Below are 25,211 nucleotides of genomic sequence, written 5' to 3' on the forward strand. Positions count from 1 at the left end.
GATGTGGGAAGGCTGAGACTTAAGAGGAAAGAACGTGACGAGGTGGCTCAAGTCTTTCACTCCAATAAAAAGCGAGCATTCTGAACTAAAATCATGAAATTATTTATTTAATTGACAATTTTTTTTAACTACAAAAAAATGACTGCCTTTTTTCAAAGCGACAGTCATTTTTTGATTAAATCTATAGAGAGTCATTAAAAAAGTAACTCATTATGTTTAAATAAAAAATCATAACTTAAATCAATATATAAATAGCTTCCATTATTCATTGGATAAGAAAACGTTCGAATCTTTTCACCGGTTTCAATATCTCTGTACATATCTGATAATTGACCCTGATCATTTGATTGCATTTTCAAAACGGTTTCTAAAAAATACGGCCTCCAGCTCCAGTTTCTACCTTTATACTTTTCTTGAAGCTCCCACTGCTCACCACTAATTTTAAACAAGTTAGCTGATTGCTGAAAACCATCCTCATCACAAATATACATCCTAAAACAAAAGGTATTTAATTCACTTGATATATTCATTAAAAATGAATTTAAATCTACTCCTAATTTAAATTTATTAATTGTCGATTCGACTTTTTGTTGTATTAAATTAGTCATATCTCTAAGCGCAATTAATTTGTTCTTTTCGCCTCGAATATATTTTAAGATATCATTCTTTAGTGGCTCACATTCATGATTTAACTGACTAATTGATGGTTGTGGTATAAACAAGTATGCGCCTTGATAGAATCTTCCACCATTCTTCCATGCATTTCTTAACTGAATTGAATCGATTATTCCATCGTAATACATCGATGCCCCTACTTTTCTTGCCACATAAATTACGGAATTTAATAAATCTTGAAATGATGATGTATGAAGTTGTTGAACCATTTTAAAATCGATTTTAATGATATCAGGAGATAAGAACCGAAGTTTTTCTAAGTTAATTAACTTCTCATTTACGCTATTAATCGCAAATTTAATACCATAAGTTTGATAATATGTAATTAAATTTTTTAGCTCTTTCTCAAAACCATAAAAAAGTTGATGTTGAAGAATAATGACAATTTTATTTAGTTGTATGCCCTTTTCTTCATATGATTGGAAAATCGATAAAAGATTTTCTGGGTCATCTGAAAGAAGCGCTGAAGGGTGACGATTAATAAAAATACCACCATCGAATTTAGATTGTACAACTTCATCGAGAGCTTGAATTAATATATGATTGTCAACCTCTAATAAGTAGTCATCTGGCACCAAATCATTTGCAAAGAAGAATTCAAGGCTGTGTAAATTTTCAAGTTTTAGTCTACCAACAACCTCTACTCCTACACAATTTTGTGTATCGGCTCCATATATTGGTTGAAAATATGGTACGACTTTATCTAAGTTACTTATTACGTCTAAAGGATCCATTTTGAACCTCCTTCTAGAATGGGTATTGATGTAAGGACTGTCCTCCATCCATTGTAAAACAAGAACCATTAATATAACCAGCCTCATTTGAAAATAAATACGCACAAAGTCCCGCTAATTCTTCTGGAGTACCTAATCTGCCTAGTGGTACACTTTGTATTGTGCGGTTTTCTAATTCCTCAGAAAGCCATAGTTTAGCCGCTTCACCTGTACGCTCAATAGGTCCAGGAGCAATCGCATTGACTCTAATTCCATATTTCCTACCCCACTCAACTGCTAAAGTTCTTGTCATAGCAAGAACACCAGCTTTAGCTGATGCAGAATGAATAACTCCGGGACCCGCATCCCAAGCATATGTAGCAATTATATTTGTAATCGCACCTTTAATTTTATGTTGTATCATATACCGGCCTACTTCAGAACTACAATAAAAGGTTCCATTTAAAACTATATTTATAACCGTATTCCAACCGTTTACAGACAAATCCTCTGCAGCACAAATAAAATTACCAGCCGCATTATTTACTAAGAAGTCTATCGTTCCAAATGTTTGATCAACTTCATTTACCATATTTTTAATTAATTCAGGATCCCTTACATCCATAGCTATTGGTAATACTTGACCATCAAATTGTTCAATTTCTTCTTTTGCATTATTTAATTTTTCTAAATCTCTTCCGGCAATGACTACTCTTGCACCATCCTTTGCAAAACGCATAGCCATTGCTTTCCCCATTCCACTAGAGCCACCAGTAACGATCACAACCTTATCCTTCACTCGTATCACTCCCTTTGTATTCTATAGTTTAACAACATTTTATTATTTTGAGAATATTTTTAACAATTAAACTATTTAATATAGTATGCGGTATTTATTTCTTTAAAAAGGTCGGGGGACAATTGAAAATAAAACTTACATCATTTTTTTTACTATTAATTTGTACAATCTATTATTCAGTTTATGTTGAGCCAACATCAATTCGAACTAAGCATTTAACATTTTCAGACAATCGGTTAAATGCGAATACTACTATTAAATTAATACAAATCTCTGATACTCACTTTAATAATAAAAAAGATATAGAGCGATTTAAAAAGGTTGTAAAAAATTTAAACCAAATGAAGCCTGATTTTATTCTTTTTACTGGGGATTTGGTTAGTGATATACGAAAGTTTTCTTACAAGAATGAAGTTATTCGGCTTTTAAAAGAACTTAATCCAAAAATAGGAAAGCTTGCAATATACGGTAACCATGATCATGGAGGTTATTTTACTGAACAATACGAAGAGCTGTTAACCGAAAGCAATTTTATATTATTAAAAAACGAAGAAAAAACTTATTACGTTCAAAAACAAAAAGTTTCATTTATCGGTCTCGATGATTATATGCTAGGAAACAAACAATATAATGACATTTTAGAAGGAATTCAAAAAAATAGTTATACAGTTGTTCTAGCACATGAACCTGACATTGCTGATTTGACGAAAAACTATCCGATAAACCTTCAGCTCTCTGGCCATAGCCATGGCGGACAAATCTATTTACCTTTTTATAAATCCTTTATAATGCCTCCATATGCAAAGAAATACAACCGAGGTGTTTATACCCTATCAAGTAAATATAATAGTCATTTAGTCGTTTCAAATGGAATTGGAACAACTAAACTACCAATTCGCCTATTTACACCACCTGAAATAGTATCAATTAAAATTACAGGTCAAATCAAAAAGTAAAAATGATTAAGAATTAAAATTCCTCACATTTCTCACCCATACTAGGTTGGTTACCTATTTTTATGGGTACTTGCTCAATTATTTTAGTACACCATACACTAACATTAAAGACAAGAGAGGAGGTTAAATAAATGAATTATCAATATCACCCTAATATAAATCATTATTATAGAGAAGATCATGTTCCATCCTACTACTTTGATCATAACGAACAACGCTTTCTTCCTTTTTTCCCATTTTTGCCAATAATAGGAGGATTAGCGGGATTAGCAGGCGGATTCGCGTTAGGTGCACTTGCGTTTAGACCACCTTATTATCCGCCATACGGACCATATCCACCATATCCTCCGTACGGTGGTGGGTTTGGTGGTGGCTTCGGTGGTGGCTTCGGTGGTGGCTACCCTGGATACCAACAACCTTACCCACCTGTAAATCCTGGTGCTTTTTTACCTAGTAATGCGGGATTAAATTCTCCAGGTAATATAGGACCCTATCCATACTAATTAAATAAAAAAGCTAGTCGCATTAATGAATATTATTTCGATTAGCTTTTTATTATATAACCACTTCTCCAGATTTGATTTGAAAAAATTTAAACTAAAGATATAATATACTCATATCTATTATTTTTCGGAGGTAACCAAGAAGCATGAAATCGAAAGAACCTAGCCTGAATAAACTAAATTTTACAAATGAAGAAATTTTTCAGGCAATATTTGTTGTAAATAAACATGCTAAAACAGCACTTGAACCAAGTGAACTATATTCACTAAAAAGACAAGCTATATTAAAGCTTATTGATAAAGGAATTGCTAAAAAAGTTGGATTACATTTTTCAAATAATCCCAAGTCAAGTAAACAACAATCTGATGTGTTGATTGCTTGTGGAGATTTTTTCTTTCATATACCACCATTAAAAGAAGACTTTAAACTTCTCCCGCATTTAGGAATATTAGAAAATACTCATCGTAACCCAAAAGTATCCATGTCATTAAGCTATGCCAAAAAAATACTTCATCATTTCTTAGGTATTCAAAACGTTAAATCTGAAAACCATTTTAAAAACGGATCTAACAACGGATCTAACTACCGAAGAAATACCCCAGGGCAATTTTTAAGAGCTTCTTCATTTCTAAATAACTCTACATTTACTTTTCCGAGTGAACCAATTCGTAAAAATAAAGGTAAGCAAGAGAAATAGGTTGAAACAATTCTTACTAAAATAACATTAATATAGATTAAATGGGAAGATTTAAAGACCTTTTAAATTAAAGGGTTTTCAATCCTTCCCTTTTTTTATTTGAATGTACAGAAAATCATTATTTCCCTCTCATATTTTAGTAGATTTGTCTCACCTATTACTTGAGACAAGCATACTTTATGAATAGGGGGTGATTGATATGTTCGGTAATAATAACTTACAAGATATTATTCGTTATGTTGCTGGGTTCTTATTTGCACTTCAATTGTTACTAAATTCTTTTGGGTTTAAATTCCTAAATAATGAACAAATTGATGCTGTAATTAATATAATTTCATTCCTTTTTATTTTATACTTCGGTGCTAAGCATAATTATTTAGGTAAAAAAGGACAAGCTCAAAAGGCGGTACTTCAAGAAGCAGGATTAGAAAAAACAAATAAGCAGACTAATTCGGATCAATAGATTACTTTATGTCTACTTTTTGATAGATTAGATTACAAATTTAAAGATTTGGTTTGAGAGTGATTACACATTGAGTCACTCTCTTTTTTTTAGTCGAATTTATGCTACTTTTTAAGTAATATTTTCTATTTTTCACTATTTTTCCTCATATATTGATTTTAATTTTAGTAATCATATGGACTTTGTTATACATTGTAGAATTATTTTAAGTAGATTAGGTAGGAAAAATTTAACTTTGTATTGAATGTTCTAAAAACACATATTTTTCAGGAGGATATCAAATGTCAGTAATTTTTACAAGTAAAGACATTTCAAAGAAATTAAAAATAGGTAAATCTCGTGTAAGAGAGATTAGTAAGGAACTAGAAAAGAAAGAATATCATTTTACAAAGAACCAAGATACTAGGATCTATAATCAAAACGATTTCGAATTATTTCAAATGATAATTAAAGAGTACCAAAAGAATGAAAATATTTTACAATCAGTTGAATATGCTTTAAATAACCAGTCAGTTCAAAGTCAATCTGAAGCACATGTAATCGAAACAACTTCAATTGAGAATGAAATGACAGAAAAAAATATTGAAAACGTTACAAATAACACCCCGAATATTCCTCTAGAAAATAACATACATAAAAATTTTGACATGAAGAATGAAATGGAATTAATTGAAATAAAACAGAAGAATATTGTTGAAGAAGCAGATTCCAAATTTGAAACAATTGATTCGGAATTAATCCATCATTCACTTTTACAAGAAGAAGAGTCTGTATCCCAATTAGAACCAATCGAAGTAGTAGAGAACAGTCAAATAACTTCACAAGATACAAAGCATTTAGAAGAATCACTTTCACAACTAGAAACAATTGATGAATGCATAATGGAGCATTCTTTTTCACAAGATATTGAGACGTTTGCAGACTCCATATCACAATTAGAAATAATTGAAGAAGTCGTAGTAGAACAGTCTTTACGAAAAGAAGAGCATGTTATAGTATCTGATGCTTTATCAAAACAAACAGATCAAAATTCTGAGGATGAAGTAGTCCAAGAATATCGTTTTGAAGAAATGACTGTTGAACAAGTACTTGAGGAAAATAAAAAACTACCTGATGAAGTAGTTCTTTCAAAGTTAAATGGATCAACCTTTGTTACGGAACCGATCGTTTCGAAAGAGAATGTTACTACTTTTGTACCGACAAATTCTAATCAAATTATGTTTGAAGAGTTTATGTCCCAAATTACGAATCTAGCATATCAAAATGAACAAATCCTAACTCAAAATCAAACATTAATCAAACAGAACTTGGAGAAGGATCAAAAGTTAGAAAAAATATTATATTCAGTTGAAGAAAAAAGTGAAGAGCTTCAAGGGTTAGCAACAGTAATTGAAGAAAAAGATGAAAAATTAGAGCAAATGTTTGAAGAAATTAAATCAAAAGAATCTGGTCGAGATGCTCAATTAATGAGGATGATTAGAGAATTACAGGAAACAAAGAAGATGGTAGCTGCTTCAAAGGAAAGAGACTGGAAAAATGCAATAAAATCACTCTTTTTTAAACCTAAGTCAGTAAAATAATTTACTTATTATTTAGCACTTTTACTATATTATGAATTTAAAGATTTTTAGTTTGAAAAGAGAAGGGAAAATTCCCTTCTCTTTATTATACCTCTTCACTCTGTTCTTGATGATAAGCTGGTAAGACAATATGTACTTCAGTCCCTTTGCCTTCTTCACTTAAATACTCAATCGTTCCCTTATGAGCTTCGATAATACTAAAAGTAACCATTAATCCTAGACCTGTTCCTTTTTCTTTTAAAGAATAAAAAGGTTGTCCTAAACGGTCCAATTGAGCTTTCGACATACCTACTCCATTATCTTTAACAACAATTCGTATGTACTCTCGATCTCTTTCTTTCTCAATATTTGCTTCAATTTTAATATAGCCTTTCGTGTCCTTTATAGCTTCTACACCATTTTTTAGAACATTAATGATTGCCTGTTTAAGCTTAGCTCGATCTCCGACAGTATACATATCCTCATTTACATTTACTTGTAAGAAAGCACCCTGCAGTGAGGCGTAACTTGACATTAATGTTGTTACTTCATTCAGTTGTTCTGTCATATTGATTATTTTCTTTTCTTCAATTTGAGGTCTAGCTAAGTTTAAATAATCCGAAATGATATTTTCAGCTCGATCTAGTTCAGCTAATACAAGTTTCATATATTCTCGATTCGTTCCACTTTCTTGATTCTCAATTAACTGTATGAAACCCCTTACAACCGTTAATGGATTTCTGACTTCATGAGCTACACTCGCCGCAAGTTCACTCACCATATTTAATTTCTCTGATTTCTGCATTTGAACACGAATTTCAGCATTTTCAAATAAAAACTCTCTTAAATAAACATGAAACAGCATTGTAATTGTTAAAACAGTAAAAAATATGCACGCCGAAAAAATTGTTTGATCTGATTGGTACTCTTTTATACCATTTACCGTTGCTTCATAATAAAGCAAACAGACCATACTGAACGAAAATAAAATTGGCATTAATATACTTAAAGCAAATTTCTTTCGTTTAGAAAAACTAACCCAATGTGGTGAAACAATAAATGGTAAGATACACGAAATCACTTCAAACGGAAAAGATTTCAAAGATGCTAAACCATATAGCAAATACACAAAAACTGCTTTCGTTAAAATAATAATCGTTCCGATCAATCTTCCACCATATAAAATAGATGAATAGATTAATAAAATACTAAAAGTAATAGCCATGCTTTCACTAATGTGAATTGGGTAAAGCAAGCAAATAAAAATATTAAAAAAAGTTAGCAATCCAACTAATATTCTATTTTGTTTCGGGCTTGTATTGTGGTATCTACTAAGCCAGAACATTTCGTATAAAAAGACCGGAATGATTATGATTGCAAATTGAATTAATAAATCTTTTAATTGCAGCATGAAAGTGTCCTCCACCCCTTCTTTCAACAAATTATAACATAGTTATTTAAACTTCTAATTATTAATACAAAAAATTCGAAAAAAACATTTCTACATAGAACGTCACATTATTACAAAGTATTCTAAAATATAAGAAAAGTCGTCAAGCTTAAGTGCTTAACGACTTAAAACCAACCTTTTCTTTTAAAAAATATGTACATTAAGATCGTAACAAATCCCATTAAAATTAAAATAAATAAGTATCCATATTTCCATGTTAATTCTGGCATATAATGGAAATTCATTCCATATAAACCTACGATAAACGTTAGTGGTAAAAAGAAAGATGATATGATTGTTAATGTTTTCATAATATTATTCATTTTTTCTGAGCTTAATGAAAAATAGCTTTCTCGAATATCGGAAGCTAAATCTCGATTCGTCTCAATCATATCCGAAAGCTTCATTAGATGATCGTGTATATCTTCAAAATAAATTCGATGTTCAGATATATCTTTAAATCGATTCGAATTAAGGATTCGATATAATAAATCACGAGTTGGTAAAATCGTCCTTCTTAATTTCGATAAATCAGATTTAATATCATATAATCTTTCTACAGCATTATTTACTTGTTTCTTTAATGGATCAATTTCAAGGTCTGATAGTTCATCCTCCAAACGATAAATTAGTGGAAAATAACTATCAACAAGCTCATCAATAATTCGATGTGTTAAATGAAGTGGACTCTTTGAAGCTCGACGATCTGACATTATATTATCTAAAACTAGTTGTACTGTCGGACTTTTATGGATATGAAATGTGATAACATAATGATCACTTACAAAAATATCTAGTTCCGTCTCCTCTAAGTCTTTTTTATTTAATTCGTGCAATATTAAAAAATGATATCCTTCATAGTAGTCAAGTTTAGGTCGTTGTACATATTCCAAACAATCTTCAATCGCTAAAGGATGAAAATTAAATTCGGTTGATAAAAGTTGAATCTCATCTTCGGTAGGCTCATCAATATCTACCCAATACCATAAGTAATTATTTGATTTTGCATCTGCAATTGTTATATTACGATCGATTTCTTTATTTTTAGTGATTCCTATTACTTGTAACATGTTATTACTCACCTTCTTTAGGCAATCAAATTATTTCACTACTAAATACTTTTTTTATTATATGGTAAAATGAAGAAAATTTCATTGAATAGTTCGATTAAAAAGTTTAATTTTAATATAAAAATAATAAGTAGAGGGATTTAAAATGAACAGATATATAAACGAAAGTGTAAAAGAAATTCAAATCTCCGGTATTAGAAAATTTGCCCAAAAAATCGAAAAATATGACAATGTCATTGCATTAACATTGGGTCAACCTGATTTTCCAACTCCAACACCTATTAAAGAAGCTGCTATTCATGCAATTAATCAAAACCAAACAGTCTATACTCCTAATGCTGGTTTGCCTGCACTTAGAAATGCTGCTTCTAATTTTTTAAAGAAAAATTATTCTTTATCATATGATCCAACGAACGAAGTAATCGTTACAGTAGGGGCTAGTCAAGCACTCGATGTTACATTCAGAACAATCCTTAACGATGAATGTGAGGTTATTCTTCCTGCACCTATCTACCCTGGCTATGCACCAATTATTCAAACTTGTGGAGCAAAACCAGTTTTTGTAGATACATCTAATAGTAGTTTTAAAATTACACCTGAATTATTGGAAGAACACATCACTGAAAAAACACGTTGTATTGTTTTACCTTATCCAAATAACCCAACAGGCGTCACATTAACGAAAGAGGAACTTGAGAATTTAGCTAACTACTTATCTCAGAAAGATGTATTCATTTTATCAGATGAAATATATAGTGAGCTGACATATGATACGACTCATACTTCTATTGCTAGTTACCCTGGAATGAGAGAAAAGACAATTGTCATAAACGGTCTTAGTAAATCACATTCTATGACCGGATGGAGAATTGGTTTTATCTATGCACCTGCTTATTTAGCTCAGGAAATCTTAAAAGTGCATCAGTATAACGTATCATGCGCTACATCAATATCTCAATATGCAGCAATTACAGCATTAACTGATTGCATTGATTCTCCAATTGAAATGGCAAAGGAATATAAAATAAGACGTAATTATATGATTGACCGATTAGAAAAGCTAGGACTACCTTGTATTAAGCCAGAAGGTGCATTTTATTTATTCCCATCAATTAAAGAATTCAATATGCCTTCCATGGAGTTCGCACTAAATCTAGTAGAAAAACATAATCTAGCGGTTATTCCAGGAGAAGCTTTTTCTGAATTTGGAGATTCATATATTCGATTATCATATGCTTATTCAATGAAAGAACTAGAAATTGCATGTGATCGATTAGAAGAGTTTGTAACTAGTCTTAGAAATTAAATAAAAAAGCAGGGGTGGATTTCTAGATCCTCTCCCCTGCTTTTTTATCTAGCTTGTATTACTCTTGTTTTAAATAACAAGTCCTGAATTGTTTTATGGTCTTTTCTAAATAACATTAAATAGACATTAACTATTAATGGTACACCTAAAAATAGAACTGATATTCCTGCTATAAAGATAAAACGTATGAAAAATAGTATCATTGTCGTTTCTTCATAGTTATCTTTTATCATTTTAATAGCTAAAAATCTTTGACCAAATGTCATCCCTTTATTAAATTGTGGAACAACTACAAATAATATGATCATAATAATTGAAATAACAATTAAATCGACCGTTGAATTTCCTGATGTAGAATTAAAACGACTTAATATCTTCTCAGGATTCATCGTAATAATAGCGATAATGATCCCATAAGCTACTGAAACGATAAATGTATCGAATAAAAACGCACTTAATCGTTGATAAAACTTTGCAAGTTGAAAATTTTGCACTTGTTAACCTCTATTCATTAAATTATTGAATGTGGTGAGACGGATCGTATAAAGTATAAAGTGCTTGAGTTCCTTTTTCATCTAAACCATTTTTAGACAGTTCATCGTAGCATTTTTTTGCAAGTAAAAGTCCTGGTAGATTTAATTCCATCTTTTGGGCTTCTTCAATTGCGATTCCCATATCTTTTATAAAATGTTTAATATAGAACCCCGGCTCGAAATCGCCTTTTAAAACACGAGGTGCTAAATTGGATAATGACCAACTACCCGCTGCACCAGTAGAAATACTTCCTAATACTTTTTCTCCATCTAATCCTGCTGCTGAAGCATATGCAAGGGCTTCACAAACTCCTAACATACCAGAAGCTATTGCAATCTGATTACACATTTTTACATGTTGTCCACTACCAGCATTTCCATGATACGCAATATTTTTTCCTAAAACATCAAATAATGTGGACATTTTATGAAAAGTTTCTTCTTCTCCACCAACCATAATTGCTAATCTAGCTTCTCTTGCCCCTAAATCTCCACCTGACACAGGTGCATCTAATGATGACATACCTACTGATTTTGTTAACTCATCAATTTTTTTAGCTAAAGTTGGTGTCGAAGTTGTAAAATCGATAAATGTTGTCCCTTTTGAAGCCGATTGGATAATCCCATTATCACCAAAGTATACTTCCTCTAAGTCACTTGGATAGCCGACCATCGTACAAATAACCTGACAATTTGGTGCTAATTCTTTAGGTGTATCATACCAAGTAGCACCTAAATCAATTAACTCATTTGCTTTTTCTTTTGTACGGTTATAAATATGTAATTTTGCACCTGCATTGATTAAATGCTTTGCCATACTTTTACCCATAACGCCAATTCCGATAAATCCAACTTGTAAATCTTTTAAATTAATTGCTTCCATATTACACACTCCTCTTTTTATATCCATAACTAAACTAACATAAAAAATATTAATAAAAAAGCCTGATCTATTCTTATAAAAAAATAAGCGAACTTAACCTTATTTCAAATTATATTTAGGTTATTTCAACACTAATTTGTTGACTCTAATAATGGAACTATCTATATTAAAAAAGTACATAAAAATGTATTTAATGCACCTAATTTTTGGAGGTATTTTCATATGAAAAATGAACAATTTTTTGAAATGATTAAAGAACGAAACTCTACTCGAGTATTCGACTCTTCTACTGAAATCAGTAGCAGCGAAATTACTGAACTTCTTGATGCTGCAATGACTGCACCATCTGCTTGGAATTTACAACATTGGAAATTCGTTGTATTCCATGGTGAAAACGCGCAAGGTAAATTATTACCTGTTGCATATAACCAAGGTCAAATTAAAGATGCTTCATGTGTAATAGCTGTATTAGCCGATACACAATCAGCAAAAAATGTTGACTTAGTTTTCGGACCTGCTGTGGAAGCTGGTTTTATGACTCAAGAAGCAAAAGACAAATTAAAAGCCAATGTTGAAGGTGCTTATGCAACAGAGCAGCGTAATCGTGAACAAGGTATCTTGAATTCTTCTCTTGCTGGTATGCAATTAATAATGGCTGCTTCTGCAAAAGGTTGGAACACTTGTGCAATCGGAGGATTTAACGAACAAGCGTTTAAAGAAACTTTCTTAACTGATGATCGTTACATTCCAACGATGTTGATTGCCATTGGTAAAGAAAAAGTACCAGGACATCATACAACACGTTTTTCTGCAAAAGAAATGTCTATTTGGATTTAATCATAAATGAAAAGTAAAAGGGATTCTGACAAAAGTCGGAGTCCCTTTTATGTCATTACGATTCATTAACAATGTTGTTCAACAGTAATGATTAGTTTCTTAAGTAATTCTAGAGAAGAATCAATTGCTAATGAATAATATCTATGTGTGCCTTTTTGCTCAATTTGTACTAATTGATTATCACGCAATATTTTTAAATGATGTGATATAGCCGGCCTAGATAATGAAGTTTTTTCCGTAATTTCATTAACAGTTAGCGCCTCACCTTCTGATAACATTAAAATGATATCCTGTCTATAAGGATCGCTTAACGCTTGGAACAAGGGAATACATTCTCTAAATACTTCAATTGCCTCTTTACTCAAATCTGCCACCTACTTTTATTATCCAAAAATAATCTTATTCGTTTAATAATTTAAACATACACTAAATTAAAGAAGCGAATTTGTCAACAGTAGGAACTTTTCGATTCGGTAGATTATCATACAGAATATATATAATGTTAAAAATAAAACAACAGGTTGCCCTGTTGTTTAGTTTGTAGACAAAATACTTTAAATTCTGTTGTTTTATTTTAGATGCTATTAACTAAGTTAACAACTTCTTCAGCTGTAGACATAGATAAAGCTTTTTCAGCTAATATCTCCATTTCAGCTTTAGAAAGTTTAGCCATTTGACTACGAGCAGGTAAGATTGAAGTAGCACTCATAGAGAATTCATGTAAGCCTAATCCAACAAGTAAAGGAATAGCTAATGCATCTCCAGCCATCTCTCCACACATTCCAGCCCATTTACCTTCTTTGTTTGCAGCATCGATTACCATTTTAACTAATCTTAAAATAGATGGGTTATATGGTTGGTATAAATATGAAACCTGTTCATTCATTCGATCTGCAGCCATTGTATATTGGATTAAATCGTTTGTCCCGATACTAAAGAAATCAACTTCCTTAGCGAATACATCTGCTAGAACAGCAGAAGCAGGGATTTCTACCATCATACCAATTTCGATATTGTCTGAGACTTGAACATTTTCTTTTAATAGCTGTTCTTTTTCTTCTAATAAAACAGCCTTTGCAGCTCTAAACTCATCTAAAGTTGCAATCATCGGGAACATAATTTTTAAATTACCATATACACTAGCACGAAGTAATGCACGTAATTGTGTACGGAATATTTCCTTCTGATCTAAACATAAACGAATCGCTCTGTAACCTAAGAATGGGTTCATTTCTTTTGGTAAGTGTAAATAAGATAATTCTTTATCTCCACCGATATCTAGTGTTCTTACTACTACCGGTTTATCACCCATACTTTCAAGAACTGATTTGTATGATTCAAACTGCTCTTCTTCTGATGGGAAGTTATCGCGTCCCATATATAGGAACTCAGTACGGTAAAGGCCAACACCTTCACCACCATTATTAATAACGCCTTCTACATCATTTGGTGTACCAATGTTAGCTACTAACTCAACATGATGTCCATCTTTCGTTACAGTTGGCTCATTTTTCAGCTTAGCCCATTCAACTTTTTGAAGCTCGAATTTTTCTTTTTTAGCTTTATACTCTTCTAATTCTTCGTTAGAAGGATCTACTATTACATGACCATCTAATCCATCAACAATGACCATTAAGCCATTTTCGATTTTACTTGTTACTTCTTTTGTCCCTACAACAGCAGGAATTTCAAGAGAACGAGCCATAATCGCTGAGTGAGATGTACGACCACCAATATCAGTTGTAAAACCTAAAGCATATTTACGGTTTAATTGTGCTGTATCAGATGGTGTTAAATCTTCTGCAATAATAATTACTTCTTCAGTAATATTTGCAGGGTTAGAAATCGTAACGCTTAAAAGATGCGCCATTACACGTTTCGTAACATCGCGGATATCTGCAGCACGTTCCTTCATATATTCATTATCCATGCTTTCAAACATTTGAACGAACATTGAAGCAACTTCATTCATAGCAAAATCAGCGTTGACACTTTCAGACTTAATTTTATCTTTGACTGGGTTAACTAGCTCTGGATCATTTAAAACTAAGATGTGCGCAGAAAAGATTGCAGCTTTGTCTTCACCAAGTTCAGCATTCGCGTGATCACGAATTTTTTCTAATTCAGTGTTAGAAACTTGAATTGCATTGTCAAGTTTAGCAATTTCAGCATCAATATCTGAAATTTGTTTTTTAACAATGTTTAATTCAGGATTTTCTAAGCGAAATGCTTTTGCAATTGCAATTCCACTAGAAGCGGCAATACCTTTAATATGTAAAGACATTATTCGCCTAAACCTTCTTTTTTCATTGTATCATCGATTGCAGCGATAGCTTGTTCTGCATCTTCACCGTTAGCGCTAATTTTGATCTCAGTTCCTTGTTGAATTCCTAAAGACATTACACCCATGATTGATTTTAAGTTAACTGTTTTACCATTATACTCAAGATTAATATCAGAATTAAATTTACCTGCTACATTTACTAATAATGTTGCTGGACGAGCGTGGATTCCAGAATCAGCTGTTACTTTAAAAGTTTTTTCCATAATAATTTATCTCCTTTGTGATTAAATCTACATTTTTGGTATAGACGTTTGGCCTACTATAAATATTCTATTAAAAGGGGTGCATAGTGTCAACTATACTACCCCTTATAAAATCAAACATTTTTCGTCTATTTAATTAGATTTATTTAATCTTAATGATGCCTACTTCACCTTTTGATTGCTTACCTGGTTTTTCAATAACAACTTGTTGTCCTTCAGCTAAGTTTGTAAATACAACAGGTGTAATTGTAGAAGGTGCATTTTCACGAATAAAGTGTAAATCAATTTTAACTAATTGTTGACCTTTTGTTACTTTCTCACCTTGTGATACCAGTACTTCAAAGCCTTCACCATTTAGTTTTACAGTATCAATACCAATATGGATTAAAATTTCTTTTCCACCATTTGATAGAATACCAATTGCATGTTTAGTTGGGAATACATTTACGATTTCGCCATCTACTGGAGATACTACTGTACCTTCTGAAGGAATAATCGCAAATCCATCACCCATCATTTTTCCAGAAAATACCTGATCTGGTACTTCTGTAATTGGGATTATTTCCCCTTCAATTGGATTAATAATCGCTTCTTCAATAGTAGTATCTACTGCTGAAGCTGTTTCTTTATGTGCTTCTTGACTAACAACTGGCGTTTTTCCAGTCATAATGTCTTTAATTTGTGATTTTAATGTATCTGATTTAGGTCCAAAAATTGCTTGAATATTATTTCCAACTTCAAGAACTCCAGCGGCACCTAATGCTTTTAAACGATCTTTATTTACTTCATCTTTTGCATTTACTTGTACTCGTAATCGTGTGATACATGCATCTAATGAAGAAATATTACTTTTTCCACCTAAAGCTTGTAAAATTTCATATGGTAATTCATTAGCTGGAGTCTTACTTGTAGTATCTTCAGCGATTGCATCTTCACGTCCTGGAGTTTTTAAATCCCATTTTCTAATTGCAAATCGGAAACCGAAGTAGTAAATGACTGCTAATACTAAACCGACGATGATTACCCACCACCAGCCAGTTCTATTCGGTAGAACCCCGAATAATAAGTAGTCGATTAGACCGCCTGAGAAAGTCATACCAATTTTAACATTTAATAATTGCATGATCATAAATGATAAACCAGCAAAGATTGCATGAATTCCAAATAGTACTGGAGCAACAAATAAGAATGAGAATTCAATTGGCTCTGTAATACCAGTTAAGAATGAAGTTAATGCTGCTGATGCCAAAATACCACCAGCGATTTTTTTATTTTCAGGTTTTGCTTCATGATACATAGCTAATGCAGCAGCTGGTAAACCAAACATCATGAATGGGAATTTACCTACCATGAATGTACCAGCAGTTAATTTTACTCCGTCTTTTAATTGAGCAAAGAAGATTTTTTGATCCCCGTGTACAACCATACCTGTTTTATCAGTATATGAACCAAACTCAAACCAGAAAGGTGCATAGAAAATATGATGTAAACCAAATGGAATTAATGAACGCTCAATAACACCAAAGATGAATGCTGACAATGTTAAGTTCGCATCAATCATATTATGTGAAAATGTGTTTAAACCGTGCTGAATTGGCGGCCAAATAAAGCACATTAAAATACCAAGTAATACTGAAAACGCTGCTGTAGCAATTGGTACAAATCGCTTACCTGCAAAGAAACCTAAGTATGATGGCAAATCAATTTCATAATATTTATTGTAAGCCCATGCAGCTAAAATACCTACGATAATCCCACCAAAAACACCTGTTTGTAATGTAGGAATTCCTAATACGTACGCAAATGATGGATCATCAAATTTAGCAATATTTAATGTTTTATCTAAAACAACATATTGTCCAACATCTTTGAACACACTCATTGTTTTATTCATAATCAGGAATCCAACGATCGCTGCTAAACCTGCAACACCTTCTCCTCCTGCTAAACCAACGGCAACACCTACTGCAAATAATAATGAGAGATTACTAAAAATGATGTCACCTGATTGTTCCATAACTTTTGCGACTAGTTGGAACCAGTGCGCATCAAGAAACGGTAAGTACTTTAATGTTTGTGGATTTTGAAATGCATTACCGAATGCAAGTAACAATCCAGCAGCTGGTAAAATTGCAACTGGAAGCATAAGCGCTTTACCAACTTTTTGTAAAACTCCAAAGATTTTCTTAAACATTGTCTTCCTCCTTTTATCCAAACAAAAAAGGCATGAGCAGAAAAAATGAGATTATTGAATCCTGGATATAGTTTCCCCTACCCAAGTATAATAATTCACATTTTTTCAACTCATGCCTGATCGAATCAGTAACACGTTTAATGTGTACAATATTCAATTATGTTTTTATATGATTTCGCTTTCATTATATCTATAGAATTTAAAAATTTCAAGACAAATTACCTATTTTTTAAAATTATTTATTTACTATGTTAAAAAAGCGCCAAATTTCTATTTAGGCTTCTTAAATTATTTATTAATTTTACTTTGAACAAGTCGTTCTAAATGTAAGGTTAAGTATATTACTTCAGCTTCACTAGCTTTTTTATTTAATGAAGCTTGGATTGACTTTAAAATTTTCCATGCTAAATCATAGCATACGGGGTATTCTTTTTTTAAGATTATGCCCAAAGCTGGTGACTCTTCAGATGAATTACCATGAAATATACGGTCAATTAAAAACCGTAAATGACGAACTAATCTTGAATAATGAATACTTTCTTTATCAATTTCAATTTGTAAATATTCTTCTATATAGATGACTAGATCTTTAATGATCTGAGAGAACTTATTTACATCCGATACAACTTCCATCGATAAATTACTAACAATATGAAGTGTTACGAACCCCACTTCTTCGATCGGTAAATTTATATCTATTTCTTTATTTATCAAATCAATAACTTCTTGTGCAATTTTAAAATACTCAGGATACATTGCTTTCGTTTCTTGTAAGAAAGGATTATCAACATTATAGCCTTCTCTAATACGTTTAATCGCAAATATTAAGTGGTCTGTTAACCCAATATGAATTTGCTCATTTAAAGTACATCCTGTTCTTTCAGAAATTAAATAAATCGCCTGCTGCAGCGTACCCATTAATTTTTCATCCATAAAGTTGATTAATGATTTATATTGTTTTTGTTTTTGTTCATCTTTTAAAATAAACATTTTTTCTACTACACCTTCGGAAATTAAATCTCCTCTAGTTTTATTAAAACCGATGCCTTTACCTAGCAAAACTACTTCGGTATGATCGGGATTTTTCGCTATTAAAACATTATTATTTAGAACTTTTTTGATTGTATAACATACTGACATCTCTGACATTTTTTTTATCACCCCCAAGTTTAAAAAATCGCTTTTATATCATAACATAATTTTTCTGAAAAAGTTAAAACACAGTTTAAGTTTCATAAATTAATCATATTTTTTTGATAATCTATTATAGTAGGATAGAATATAAAAGTATAAATATAAATTGAGTAGGTGTTAAGAAAAATGATTAAGTTATTTGTTAGTGACCTGGATGGGACGATGTTTCACCAAGGTCAACTATTTGAACATGATGTAGAAGCATTAAAAACCCTTTTAGATCGTGGTGTTTTATTATGTTTTGCTTCCGGACGTTTAGATTATGAAATCGTAAAAATTATGGAAAGCTTAAAAGGTAATTTTCACCGTATTAGTATGAATGGAACTTATATTTATTCAAATGATGGAGAAGCATTGTTAGATGCAACATTCCATCCAAGTGTAATCGATAAAGTTTACGAAATGATTTCACACGATAAATTTTTAATCTATGTAGCTGATAATGAAACATACTATATCGAAGAGAAAACGGATTTAGTTAGAGAAATTGAAAAGAACTCTAGCATGAATGCAGTTGAATTAAAAACTCTAAAAAACGATTTAGGTAAATCAATTACCCCAAAAAAATATGTAGTTTTAGGTGAAGATGAAGACTTACTTGAGCTACAAAAAGAATTACAAAAAGAACTGCCTGAATTTGTAACTTCTTATATTTCTGCTAAAAATTGTTTAGATATCGTTCCAGTTAATGTAAGTAAAGGTTCAGCAATTCAAATACTGATCGAAAAATTAGGAATTAAACCTGATGAAATTGCTTGTATCGGTGATGCATATAATGATATCTCAATGTTTGAACTGACTCCTAATAGCTTTGCAATGGAAAATGCTGACGATGAAGTTAAAAAATATGCTTCGTATATCGTTCCTTCAGTAGCCGAAGCAGTTAAAATTGTTTTACAAATTAAGTAAGAGGAAAGGGTGCTTATTGGAGCACCCTTTTTCTATTGAAATATAATGTATGGGAATCATAATTTTCTTTTTTTTACACACGAACCTCTTTTGAATATGAATGTTTCAGATTCTCTTTTTTACTTACTTATGAACGTTTATGCGGTACTTAAATCAATTTTACCGAAATTTCTTCTATTTTTGATTCCTTCACTCTATTTCTTCTTGTATGGTTCCCTTTATTTGCAGATTCTCTGAATTTAATTGCAGATATGACTTTTTTATTTGCAGATTTACCAATTTTATATGCAGTTTCGGCTTTTTTATTTGCACTTCTACAAATTTAATTGCAGTTTCAGCCATTTTATTTGCACCACCGCTGACTTGGCCTCTATTCGATGAAAAAAGAGTGCTTAAAAAAGCACTCTTTTTAACGGTCAATATCAATTGTAAAACGATAGCGATCAGCTCGGTAAATACAGCTTACATATTCAAGTGGTATTCCCTCATTAATAAACGTTACTTGGTGTAATTCTAATGCAGGGGAATCCTCCGCTACCTCAAGAATTAATGAATCTTTTTCTGTCATTAAAGATGCTTTAATCCATTTTGTGGCTTTTTTAATTGAATAACCTAATGTAACTTCAAAATATTCATATAAAGAATGATTCAATACTTTTTCATCAATTCGATTTACTAATTTTTTTGGTAGGTATGTTGTTTCGATTGCAATGGGATGATCATTTGCTAAACGGCATCTTTCAATTTTAAAAATTTCAGAACCACTTTCAATTGATAACACTTCTGCTAAATATTCATCAGCTTCGATCGTTGAAAAGCTTAGTAGTTTATTCGTAGGGGTCAGTCCTATGGATGTAATATCTTCAGAAAAACTCCTTAATGATTTTAGTGATTCCTCAACTTCAATCCCATCTTTTACTGATACAAACGTACCAATTCCACGTTTCCGACTTATTAATGATTCCTTTACAAGATTATTTAATGCTTGTCTTATTGTCATCCTGCTTACATTTAACATCTCACTCAATGTTTGCTCAGAGGGAATTCGCTCACCAGGTTTCCATTCTCCTGAGTTAATTTTAAGCTTTAAAATCTCTTGTATTTGAAAATAAATCGGTAACGGTGAATTTTTATCTAGTTTTAACATTATTGATTACTAAGTGAGTATGCTTCTTCGTCAACAACAATTGTTACATTGTTGTGGTTTTGGAGTGCAGTAGCAGGACAGTTAATATCTAATTTTCCATTTAACATTTCCTTAACTGCTTCAGCCTTTTTAATGCCTGAAGCCACTAAAATGATTTCTTTCGCTCTCATAATTGAACCAATTCCCATAGTAACTGCGTGTGTTGGGACATCTTCTTCGTTCTCAAAATAAATTTTATTTGCGTTACGAGTTGATTCTGTAAGCTCTACAATATGAGTAGGTGTATCGAATGGTGTACCAGGCTCATTAAATGCAATATGGCCATTCTCACCAATTCCTAAAAGTTGTAAATCTACAGGATGCTTCTGTAGTAATTCCTCATAATTTTTACAAGCTTCTTCTAAATTTTTTGTATTTCCATTTGGTAAATGGTTTTCTTTAAAATTTAAATGGTTAAAAAGCTGTTCTGCCATATAAGTGTGGTAACTTGTTTGATCATCTTCAGCAAGTCCAACATATTCATCAAGATTTACAGTAATGACGTTTGACACATCTGGTTTATGAATACGGAAAAGTTCATATATACCTAGTGGAGATCCACCTGTAGCTAATCCTAATGTAAATTCCGCTTTCCCTTCAAATGCCTTTACCATTTTTTCATATGCTACTTTTGAAATTTCTTCTGCATTTTTTACTACGATTACGTTCATAAAGTCACCTCATTCATATTTTTACCTTGTCTAGTTGTATCAATAACGAAGAAATCAGGAGTCATTTGCACAAAATCAGCGTCTTTACCTGGTTCTAATACGCCCTTATGTTTAAGACCAAATTCTTCAGCTTGGTTTATTGATGTCATTTGTACTGCCTCTTCAGGACTACAGCCAGTAAATGCCATAATGTTTCTGAATGCATCATCCATTTTTAAAATACTACCCGCAAGCGTTCCGTCTTCTAATCTTGCACTTTTATTTTTTACAAATACAGGTTGTCCACCTAATTCATATTTGCCGTCCTCTAACCCTTTTGCTCTCATCGCATCAGTAATTACACTTATTTTTTTAGCACCTTTTAGGCGATAAGCAAGTTTTACCATATCAGGATGAATATGAATTCCATCAGGTATCATTTCTACCATTACTCGGTCATCAAGTAATACATGTCCAACTGTTCCTGCTTCACGATGATGCATAGGTCTCATTTGGTTGTACAAATGTGTAGCGTGGAAAATATTTCTACCTTCAAAATCTGAACGAATCGCATCAGAGTGACCTACTGTGCCAACTACATTTGTGCGTTCTAGCTCATTTTCTAACTCTTTTGCACCTTCAACCTCAGGTGCATAAGTAACTAATTTGATTAATCCACCAGAAGCTTCTTGCCATTCTTTGAATAGTTCAACATCAGGGTTAATAATATATTCTAATGGTTGTGCTCCAGCTTTATTTTTATTAACAAACGGTCCTTCTAAATGAATATATTCAAAATGAGCACCAAGTTTTTTAGCCTCGTTTAAAGACTTTAAAGCATTTTTAATATTTTCTTTAGATTGTGTCATTGTAGTTGGAAAGAAGGTTGTTACCCCTTCCTTCATCATTTCAATACTCATCGTTACCATTGAGTTTGGATCAGCATCCATTGCGTCAACATCATATGCTCCGTGAATATGGATATCAATCATTCCAGGAATAATAACAGTTCCTTTTCCATCAATTATTTCTTCACCTTCATTTTCGTATCCATTCATATGACCAACAGAAGAAATTTTTTCATCATATCGAATATAACCATTTTCAATTACTTCTGTACCTGTGTAAATTTTTACATTAATAATTGATTTCATTTACTCTCCTCATTCCTTTGCTTAAGAAGTCTTCGCCACTACTCCAATATAGGAAGTAGTGTTTACTTAATCATCATTCACATTCATTTATAAAAGTACCTTGATTTCTTCATTACTATTTTATGATATATACTCCTAGTTGTCTATACTACTAATAAGCAATTAACAAAAACGTCACAAATAATGACTGATTTAGATTCCTAATATCCTCTTTACCACAAAAAAGAAGAAGTAATGGTTTTTGTCCTTCAAGGATCTACCAATACTTCTTCTTTTTCAATATATAAATTATGACCATTTGTTGATAATTCGATATCTCCGAACTGGTCCGTTGTATATTGCTTAATACCTAGATGATTTAACCGCTTCATTACTGACCGGTGTGGATGACCAAACAAGTTAAATTTATCATATGAAAGGATTGCGACTGTAGGATTTACAGCAAATAAAAATGCTTCTGAAGTTGATGTTGATGAACCATGATGCGGAATTTTTAGCACTTGAGCATTGATATTCTCATTTTTAATTAATCTTTTTTCAGTGTTCCTTTCAATATCTCCAGTTAATAAAATTGAAATGTCATTATATTTAACCTTCAATACAATTGAACTGTTATTATTTGTATACGATTTTTTCCCACTATTTAAAACAGTAATTTCTACATTAGGGTCAAGCATTACTTTTTCATTTAACCTTGCAATACTAATTGGAATATTCTTCTGATACGCTTCTTTCTTATATAAGTAATAAGAATGTGAATTATATTTTTTCCCACTATCCAGGATTTTTGTTATCTTAATACTATTCATTACTTTTAATAACCCACCAATATGATCGATATCTGGATGAGTACTGACTAATAGGTCAATCGCATTTATATGTAGTCGTCTAAGTTTTTTTATAACGACTCCACCATGTTCAACATCTCCTCCATCGATTAGTACAGTCTTACCATTTGGTAAAATCATAACCATGCTATCTCCTTGACCTACATCAAAAAAATAAATTAATAACGGGTGAGTAATATAGCCGTAATTTGTAGTTCTTGCTTCACTATTTATGTTATTACAAAAAAAGGCAGTAAAAAAAATAAAGATAGAAAATATGAGAGAGTATCGTTTTCGATTTTTGTTCATTCACACTTCCTCCTATCCTAACATTATTTTCTCATAGCCATTTCAAAAGTATGTATGATGCCCATAAAAATAAGTTGGAAATTGAGTATACTTCAAATTGGAATTGTAATTCAAATCAGTGTTAAAAATTAGCCCACAGCACAAAAAAAAAACTGTAAGCAATTTTTCGCTTACAGTTTTTTTTAGTTACTCAAATACTTCCTCTAGTTTTTTTACAACTAATAAGGAGTCACTAACTTGTATAGTCGTTTGATTTGTAATGTAAACTCCATGCATACCTAATTTTAAAGCAGGAGAAATTTCATTAATGAAATTATCACCGATTGACACAATTTCATGTGGCATAACATTGAACTTATTCATGATATTTTTAAAATGGTTTTCTGTTTCTAATGGCTTCTTACCATCCGTAATTTCTAGATGAAATAAATCATTTAAATTAAGTAACTTCAGTAATCTAGTTACATCTTCTCGATCAGAGTTCGTTAACAATACTAATTTTTTAGAATCCTTAACTTTTTCTAAAGCCTCTTTTAATCCTTTTATATAAGGAATACTAAACTCTTTTGTTGCCATATACTCTTTTGTTTTATCATAACAGTGATATACGTCTCTTGCACCGTAGTGATAAATCGCTACCAAAGGCATCCACCAACCATCACCTACTGGGATATATGGTAATTCATAATTAATTTTTTCAAGATAATTCTCTGGAAGCTCCTCTTTAGAAAGTAGCTGCCCTTCCCAAGTAAATACTTGTATTGGCTTCAATGTAATTGGATCTAGCGATATGATTAAATCATTTTCTGAGTCATAAATTTTTCCAATTGTTAATGCATGGTCATAATCTTTTATTTTTTTATAATCATTTAAAAAAGAATCTCTCTTTTCTGAACTTATTTCATTCGCTAGTAATTTAGCATAGTAATCGTAGTGCTCAGTACCATCATACAAAGTACCATCTAAATCAAAAACTAATACTTTTGAATTCATTAATAAATTATGCATTTCATACTCCTTAGCTGTCTTTGTCTTTTACGTCTAAAATAAAATCAAATGATTTTTGATCATCATTTAATTTAAATTCATAAAATATTTTATACATACCTGCTTCAGGTAAATCAAGTTCATAGTTTACTTTTGATTGATTATTAGGATGACTAATTAGCTTAAAATATGTTCCTTCTTCATTCATAATATAAAATTGCTGATCTGTAAATTTAGAACGTTTTTTAAATTGATCAAAATCAAAAGTAATTTTACTCTTAGTTTTTGGAAGAATTGAAGTATATAGTAGGGATACTCTATAATCATCAGTCTTTTTTGTTAAAATTGCTGTCGGAAATACTTCTTCTTTTTTTTCCTTTTGTTTTTGGAAAATCTTAGTATCAAGCGTTTGATTATTTAAAAATATACTAACATAATAAGGAGTGGCTTTCTTAAAGGAGTACTTAAATGTAAATTGATTATCTCCATTATAAACTGGTTCAATGACTTTATAGGATTTTAATTGATCTGTCGTAATAAATATTCTAATTTTTTCACGTTGTAACACATTCAAAGTTCTAGATGATACGGTTACTTCTTGTGAATTTTTTTTAGTCGTAAGATTCCATTTTACCTTTTGAACTTTTAGTTGGCTAACCTGACTACCACTTGATAATATACTATGATTAACTAGGCGATTGCTAATTAATAGAATAATTAATATAGCTATACATAGAGCTGCAATAAAACGAGATTTCATAGATCATTCTCCCTTAAATAGTTAAAATTAATAATTTTTAGTTACTTCA

At 31.4% G+C, this 25,211-nt stretch carries 25 protein-coding genes and 1 pseudogene; 8 read left to right on the forward strand and 18 right to left on the reverse strand.

The window, feature by feature from the left end; genetic code table 11:
• Nucleotides 1–194 precede the first annotated feature (194 nt).
• Together CN946_RS15200 and fadH are read right to left on the reverse strand one after the other, a co-directional pair.
• Complete coding sequence (locus tag CN946_RS15200; RefSeq protein ID WP_176547334.1) at nt 195–1,409, reverse strand: EAL-associated domain-containing protein; 1,215 nt, start codon at nt 1,407–1,409, stop codon at nt 195–197.
• A 13-nt stretch (nt 1,410–1,422) separates the two neighbouring features.
• Nucleotides 1,423–2,187, reverse strand: coding sequence for a 2,4-dienoyl-CoA reductase (gene fadH, locus CN946_RS15205; RefSeq protein WP_098861915.1), 765 nt, complete (start codon nt 2,185–2,187; stop codon nt 1,423–1,425).
• A 122-nt stretch (nt 2,188–2,309) separates the two neighbouring features.
• Here fadH and CN946_RS15210 point away from each other — a divergent pair, with 122 nt between their 5' ends.
• The 5 genes and pseudogenes from CN946_RS15210 (at nt 2,310) to CN946_RS15230 (ending at nt 6,387) form a co-directional block, all read left to right on the forward strand.
• Nucleotides 2,310–3,143 carry a metallophosphoesterase gene (locus CN946_RS15210; RefSeq protein WP_176547335.1) on the forward strand — a complete coding sequence of 278 codons (834 nt, stop codon included), beginning with the start codon at nt 2,310–2,312 and terminating at the stop codon, nt 3,141–3,143.
• Nucleotides 3,144–3,274: 131 nt separating this feature from the next.
• Nucleotides 3,275–3,502, forward strand: a pseudogene (locus CN946_RS15215) (hypothetical protein); the annotation flags it as partial.
• A 290-nt stretch (nt 3,503–3,792) separates the two neighbouring features.
• Nucleotides 3,793–4,344, forward strand: coding sequence for a YkyB family protein (locus CN946_RS15220; protein WP_098861917.1), 552 nt, complete (start codon nt 3,793–3,795; stop codon nt 4,342–4,344).
• A 199-nt stretch (nt 4,345–4,543) separates the two neighbouring features.
• Nucleotides 4,544–4,807 (forward strand): phage holin, encoded by a 264-nt coding sequence (locus tag CN946_RS15225; protein WP_088013908.1) that lies wholly within the window; start codon nt 4,544–4,546, stop codon nt 4,805–4,807.
• Nucleotides 4,808–5,088: 281 nt separating this feature from the next.
• A complete protein-coding gene (locus CN946_RS15230) occupies nt 5,089–6,387 on the forward strand; it encodes a DUF3967 domain-containing protein (RefSeq protein WP_098861918.1) in 1,299 nt (432 codons plus the stop codon).
• Between the two features lie 85 nt (nt 6,388–6,472).
• Here CN946_RS15230 and CN946_RS15235 read toward each other — a convergent pair whose 3' ends face one another.
• Together CN946_RS15235 and corA are read right to left on the reverse strand one after the other, a co-directional pair.
• Complete coding sequence (locus CN946_RS15235) at nt 6,473–7,777, reverse strand: sensor histidine kinase (RefSeq protein ID WP_098861919.1); 1,305 nt, start codon at nt 7,775–7,777, stop codon at nt 6,473–6,475.
• Between the two features lie 164 nt (nt 7,778–7,941).
• Nucleotides 7,942–8,886, reverse strand: a complete 945-nt coding sequence (corA, locus tag CN946_RS15240) for a magnesium/cobalt transporter CorA (protein ID WP_098861920.1) — start codon at nt 8,884–8,886, stop codon at nt 7,942–7,944.
• A gap of 145 nt (nt 8,887–9,031) precedes the next feature.
• Between corA and CN946_RS15245 the strand changes: the two genes are divergently transcribed.
• Nucleotides 9,032–10,192: an aminotransferase A gene (locus CN946_RS15245; protein ID WP_098861921.1), complete on the forward strand. Its 1,161-nt coding sequence runs from the start codon at nt 9,032–9,034 to the stop codon at nt 10,190–10,192.
• Between the two features lie 44 nt (nt 10,193–10,236).
• On the opposite strand, the gene CN946_RS15250 is transcribed toward CN946_RS15245, so the two are convergent.
• Both CN946_RS15250 and CN946_RS15255 read right to left on the reverse strand, forming a co-directional pair.
• Nucleotides 10,237–10,686 carry an RDD family protein gene (locus tag CN946_RS15250; protein WP_025568640.1) on the reverse strand — a complete coding sequence of 150 codons (450 nt, stop codon included), beginning with the start codon at nt 10,684–10,686 and terminating at the stop codon, nt 10,237–10,239.
• 22 nt (nt 10,687–10,708) lie between these two features.
• Entirely contained in the window at nt 10,709–11,599 is an 891-nt protein-coding gene (locus tag CN946_RS15255) for an NAD(P)-dependent oxidoreductase (RefSeq protein WP_098862063.1), read from the reverse strand.
• A gap of 231 nt (nt 11,600–11,830) precedes the next feature.
• Here CN946_RS15255 and CN946_RS15260 point away from each other — a divergent pair, with 231 nt between their 5' ends.
• Nucleotides 11,831–12,445 carry a nitroreductase family protein gene (locus CN946_RS15260; protein ID WP_098861922.1) on the forward strand — a complete coding sequence of 205 codons (615 nt, stop codon included), beginning with the start codon at nt 11,831–11,833 and terminating at the stop codon, nt 12,443–12,445.
• A gap of 65 nt (nt 12,446–12,510) precedes the next feature.
• On the opposite strand, the gene CN946_RS15265 is transcribed toward CN946_RS15260, so the two are convergent.
• From CN946_RS15265 to glcT, 5 genes are all read right to left on the reverse strand, one after another.
• Complete coding sequence (locus CN946_RS15265; RefSeq protein ID WP_025568637.1) at nt 12,511–12,810, reverse strand: ArsR/SmtB family transcription factor; 300 nt, start codon at nt 12,808–12,810, stop codon at nt 12,511–12,513.
• A 209-nt stretch (nt 12,811–13,019) separates the two neighbouring features.
• Nucleotides 13,020–14,729 carry a phosphoenolpyruvate--protein phosphotransferase gene (gene ptsP, locus CN946_RS15270; protein ID WP_098861923.1) on the reverse strand — a complete coding sequence of 570 codons (1,710 nt, stop codon included), beginning with the start codon at nt 14,727–14,729 and terminating at the stop codon, nt 13,020–13,022.
• The gene (locus CN946_RS15275; protein WP_025568635.1) at nt 14,729–14,992 is read right to left on the reverse strand and encodes a phosphocarrier protein HPr; all 264 of its coding nucleotides are present in this window, start codon (nt 14,990–14,992) and stop codon (nt 14,729–14,731) included. The genes ptsP and CN946_RS15275 overlap by 1 nt, the downstream gene beginning before the upstream one ends.
• 142 nt (nt 14,993–15,134) lie before the next feature.
• Entirely contained in the window at nt 15,135–17,186 is a 2,052-nt protein-coding gene (gene ptsG / locus CN946_RS15280; protein WP_098861924.1) for a glucose-specific PTS transporter subunit IIBC, read from the reverse strand.
• A gap of 288 nt (nt 17,187–17,474) precedes the next feature.
• Nucleotides 17,475–18,326 (reverse strand): glucose PTS transporter transcription antiterminator GlcT, encoded by an 852-nt coding sequence (gene glcT / locus CN946_RS15285; protein WP_097976180.1) that lies wholly within the window; start codon nt 18,324–18,326, stop codon nt 17,475–17,477.
• Between the two features lie 180 nt (nt 18,327–18,506).
• Between glcT and CN946_RS15290 the strand changes: the two genes are divergently transcribed.
• Nucleotides 18,507–19,289 carry a Cof-type HAD-IIB family hydrolase gene (locus tag CN946_RS15290; RefSeq protein WP_098861925.1) on the forward strand — a complete coding sequence of 261 codons (783 nt, stop codon included), beginning with the start codon at nt 18,507–18,509 and terminating at the stop codon, nt 19,287–19,289.
• Nucleotides 19,290–19,478: 189 nt separating this feature from the next.
• Here the strand turns inward: CN946_RS15290 and CN946_RS23520 are convergent, their stop codons facing one another.
• The 7 genes from CN946_RS23520 to CN946_RS15320 form a co-directional block, all read right to left on the reverse strand.
• Complete coding sequence (locus tag CN946_RS23520; protein WP_176547336.1) at nt 19,479–19,631, reverse strand: hypothetical protein; 153 nt, start codon at nt 19,629–19,631, stop codon at nt 19,479–19,481.
• 67 nt (nt 19,632–19,698) lie between these two features.
• On the reverse strand, nt 19,699–20,436 hold the full coding sequence (locus CN946_RS15295) for a GntR family transcriptional regulator (protein WP_098861926.1): 738 nt from the start codon (nt 20,434–20,436) through the stop codon (nt 19,699–19,701).
• Nucleotides 20,436–21,146 carry a glucosamine-6-phosphate deaminase gene (gene nagB, locus CN946_RS15300; RefSeq protein ID WP_141546923.1) on the reverse strand — a complete coding sequence of 237 codons (711 nt, stop codon included), beginning with the start codon at nt 21,144–21,146 and terminating at the stop codon, nt 20,436–20,438. The genes CN946_RS15295 and nagB overlap by 1 nt, the downstream gene beginning before the upstream one ends.
• On the reverse strand, nt 21,143–22,279 hold the full coding sequence (nagA, locus tag CN946_RS15305) for an N-acetylglucosamine-6-phosphate deacetylase (RefSeq protein WP_098861927.1): 1,137 nt from the start codon (nt 22,277–22,279) through the stop codon (nt 21,143–21,145). Before nagA ends, nagB begins: the two co-directional genes overlap by 4 nt.
• A 248-nt stretch (nt 22,280–22,527) precedes the next feature.
• Nucleotides 22,528–23,415 (reverse strand): ComEC/Rec2 family competence protein, encoded by an 888-nt coding sequence (locus CN946_RS15310; protein ID WP_098861928.1) that lies wholly within the window; start codon nt 23,413–23,415, stop codon nt 22,528–22,530.
• A gap of 186 nt (nt 23,416–23,601) precedes the next feature.
• Nucleotides 23,602–24,423, reverse strand: coding sequence for an HAD family hydrolase (locus tag CN946_RS15315; protein WP_098861929.1), 822 nt, complete (start codon nt 24,421–24,423; stop codon nt 23,602–23,604).
• 10 nt (nt 24,424–24,433) lie between these two features.
• A complete protein-coding gene (locus CN946_RS15320) occupies nt 24,434–25,162 on the reverse strand; it encodes a hypothetical protein (RefSeq protein WP_098861930.1) in 729 nt (242 codons plus the stop codon).
• Nucleotides 25,163–25,211: the final 49 nt, after the last annotated feature.

The sequence above is a fragment of the Bacillus sp. AFS053548 genome, assembly GCF_002575105.1.
Lineage (GTDB): Bacteria > Bacillota > Bacilli > Bacillales > Bacillaceae_G > Gottfriedia.

What these genes read in the sequence shown, in the direction of transcription:
- CN946_RS15200 (WP_176547334.1), bottom strand. Translation starts at nt 1,409, where the DNA reads ATGGATCCTTTAGACGTAATAAGTAACTTAGATAAAGTCGTACCATAT.
- CN946_RS15220 (WP_098861917.1), top strand. Translation starts at nt 3,793, where the DNA reads ATGAAATCGAAAGAACCTAGCCTGAATAAACTAAATTTTACAAATGAA.
- CN946_RS15225 (WP_088013908.1), top strand. Translation starts at nt 4,544, where the DNA reads ATGTTCGGTAATAATAACTTACAAGATATTATTCGTTATGTTGCTGGG.
- CN946_RS15230 (WP_098861918.1), top strand. Translation starts at nt 5,089, where the DNA reads ATGTCAGTAATTTTTACAAGTAAAGACATTTCAAAGAAATTAAAAATA.
- CN946_RS15235 (WP_098861919.1), bottom strand. Translation starts at nt 7,777, where the DNA reads ATGCTGCAATTAAAAGATTTATTAATTCAATTTGCAATCATAATCATT.
- corA (WP_098861920.1), bottom strand. Translation starts at nt 8,886, where the DNA reads ATGTTACAAGTAATAGGAATCACTAAAAATAAAGAAATCGATCGTAAT.
- CN946_RS15245 (WP_098861921.1), top strand. Translation starts at nt 9,032, where the DNA reads ATGAACAGATATATAAACGAAAGTGTAAAAGAAATTCAAATCTCCGGT.
- CN946_RS15260 (WP_098861922.1), top strand. Translation starts at nt 11,831, where the DNA reads ATGAAAAATGAACAATTTTTTGAAATGATTAAAGAACGAAACTCTACT.
- ptsP (WP_098861923.1), bottom strand. Translation starts at nt 14,729, where the DNA reads ATGTCTTTACATATTAAAGGTATTGCCGCTTCTAGTGGAATTGCAATT.
- CN946_RS15275 (WP_025568635.1), bottom strand. Translation starts at nt 14,992, where the DNA reads ATGGAAAAAACTTTTAAAGTAACAGCTGATTCTGGAATCCACGCTCGT.
- ptsG (WP_098861924.1), bottom strand. Translation starts at nt 17,186, where the DNA reads ATGTTTAAGAAAATCTTTGGAGTTTTACAAAAAGTTGGTAAAGCGCTT.
- glcT (WP_097976180.1), bottom strand. Translation starts at nt 18,326, where the DNA reads ATGTCAGTATGTTATACAATCAAAAAAGTTCTAAATAATAATGTTTTA.
- CN946_RS15290 (WP_098861925.1), top strand. Translation starts at nt 18,507, where the DNA reads ATGATTAAGTTATTTGTTAGTGACCTGGATGGGACGATGTTTCACCAA.
- CN946_RS23520 (WP_176547336.1), bottom strand. Translation starts at nt 19,631, where the DNA reads ATGGCTGAAACTGCAATTAAATTTGTAGAAGTGCAAATAAAAAAGCCG.
- CN946_RS15295 (WP_098861926.1), bottom strand. Translation starts at nt 20,436, where the DNA reads ATGTTAAAACTAGATAAAAATTCACCGTTACCGATTTATTTTCAAATA.
- nagB (WP_141546923.1), bottom strand. Translation starts at nt 21,146, where the DNA reads ATGAACGTAATCGTAGTAAAAAATGCAGAAGAAATTTCAAAAGTAGCA.
- nagA (WP_098861927.1), bottom strand. Translation starts at nt 22,279, where the DNA reads ATGAAATCAATTATTAATGTAAAAATTTACACAGGTACAGAAGTAATT.
- CN946_RS15310 (WP_098861928.1), bottom strand. Translation starts at nt 23,415, where the DNA reads ATGAACAAAAATCGAAAACGATACTCTCTCATATTTTCTATCTTTATT.
- CN946_RS15315 (WP_098861929.1), bottom strand. Translation starts at nt 24,423, where the DNA reads ATGCATAATTTATTAATGAATTCAAAAGTATTAGTTTTTGATTTAGAT.
- CN946_RS15320 (WP_098861930.1), bottom strand. Translation starts at nt 25,162, where the DNA reads ATGAAATCTCGTTTTATTGCAGCTCTATGTATAGCTATATTAATTATT.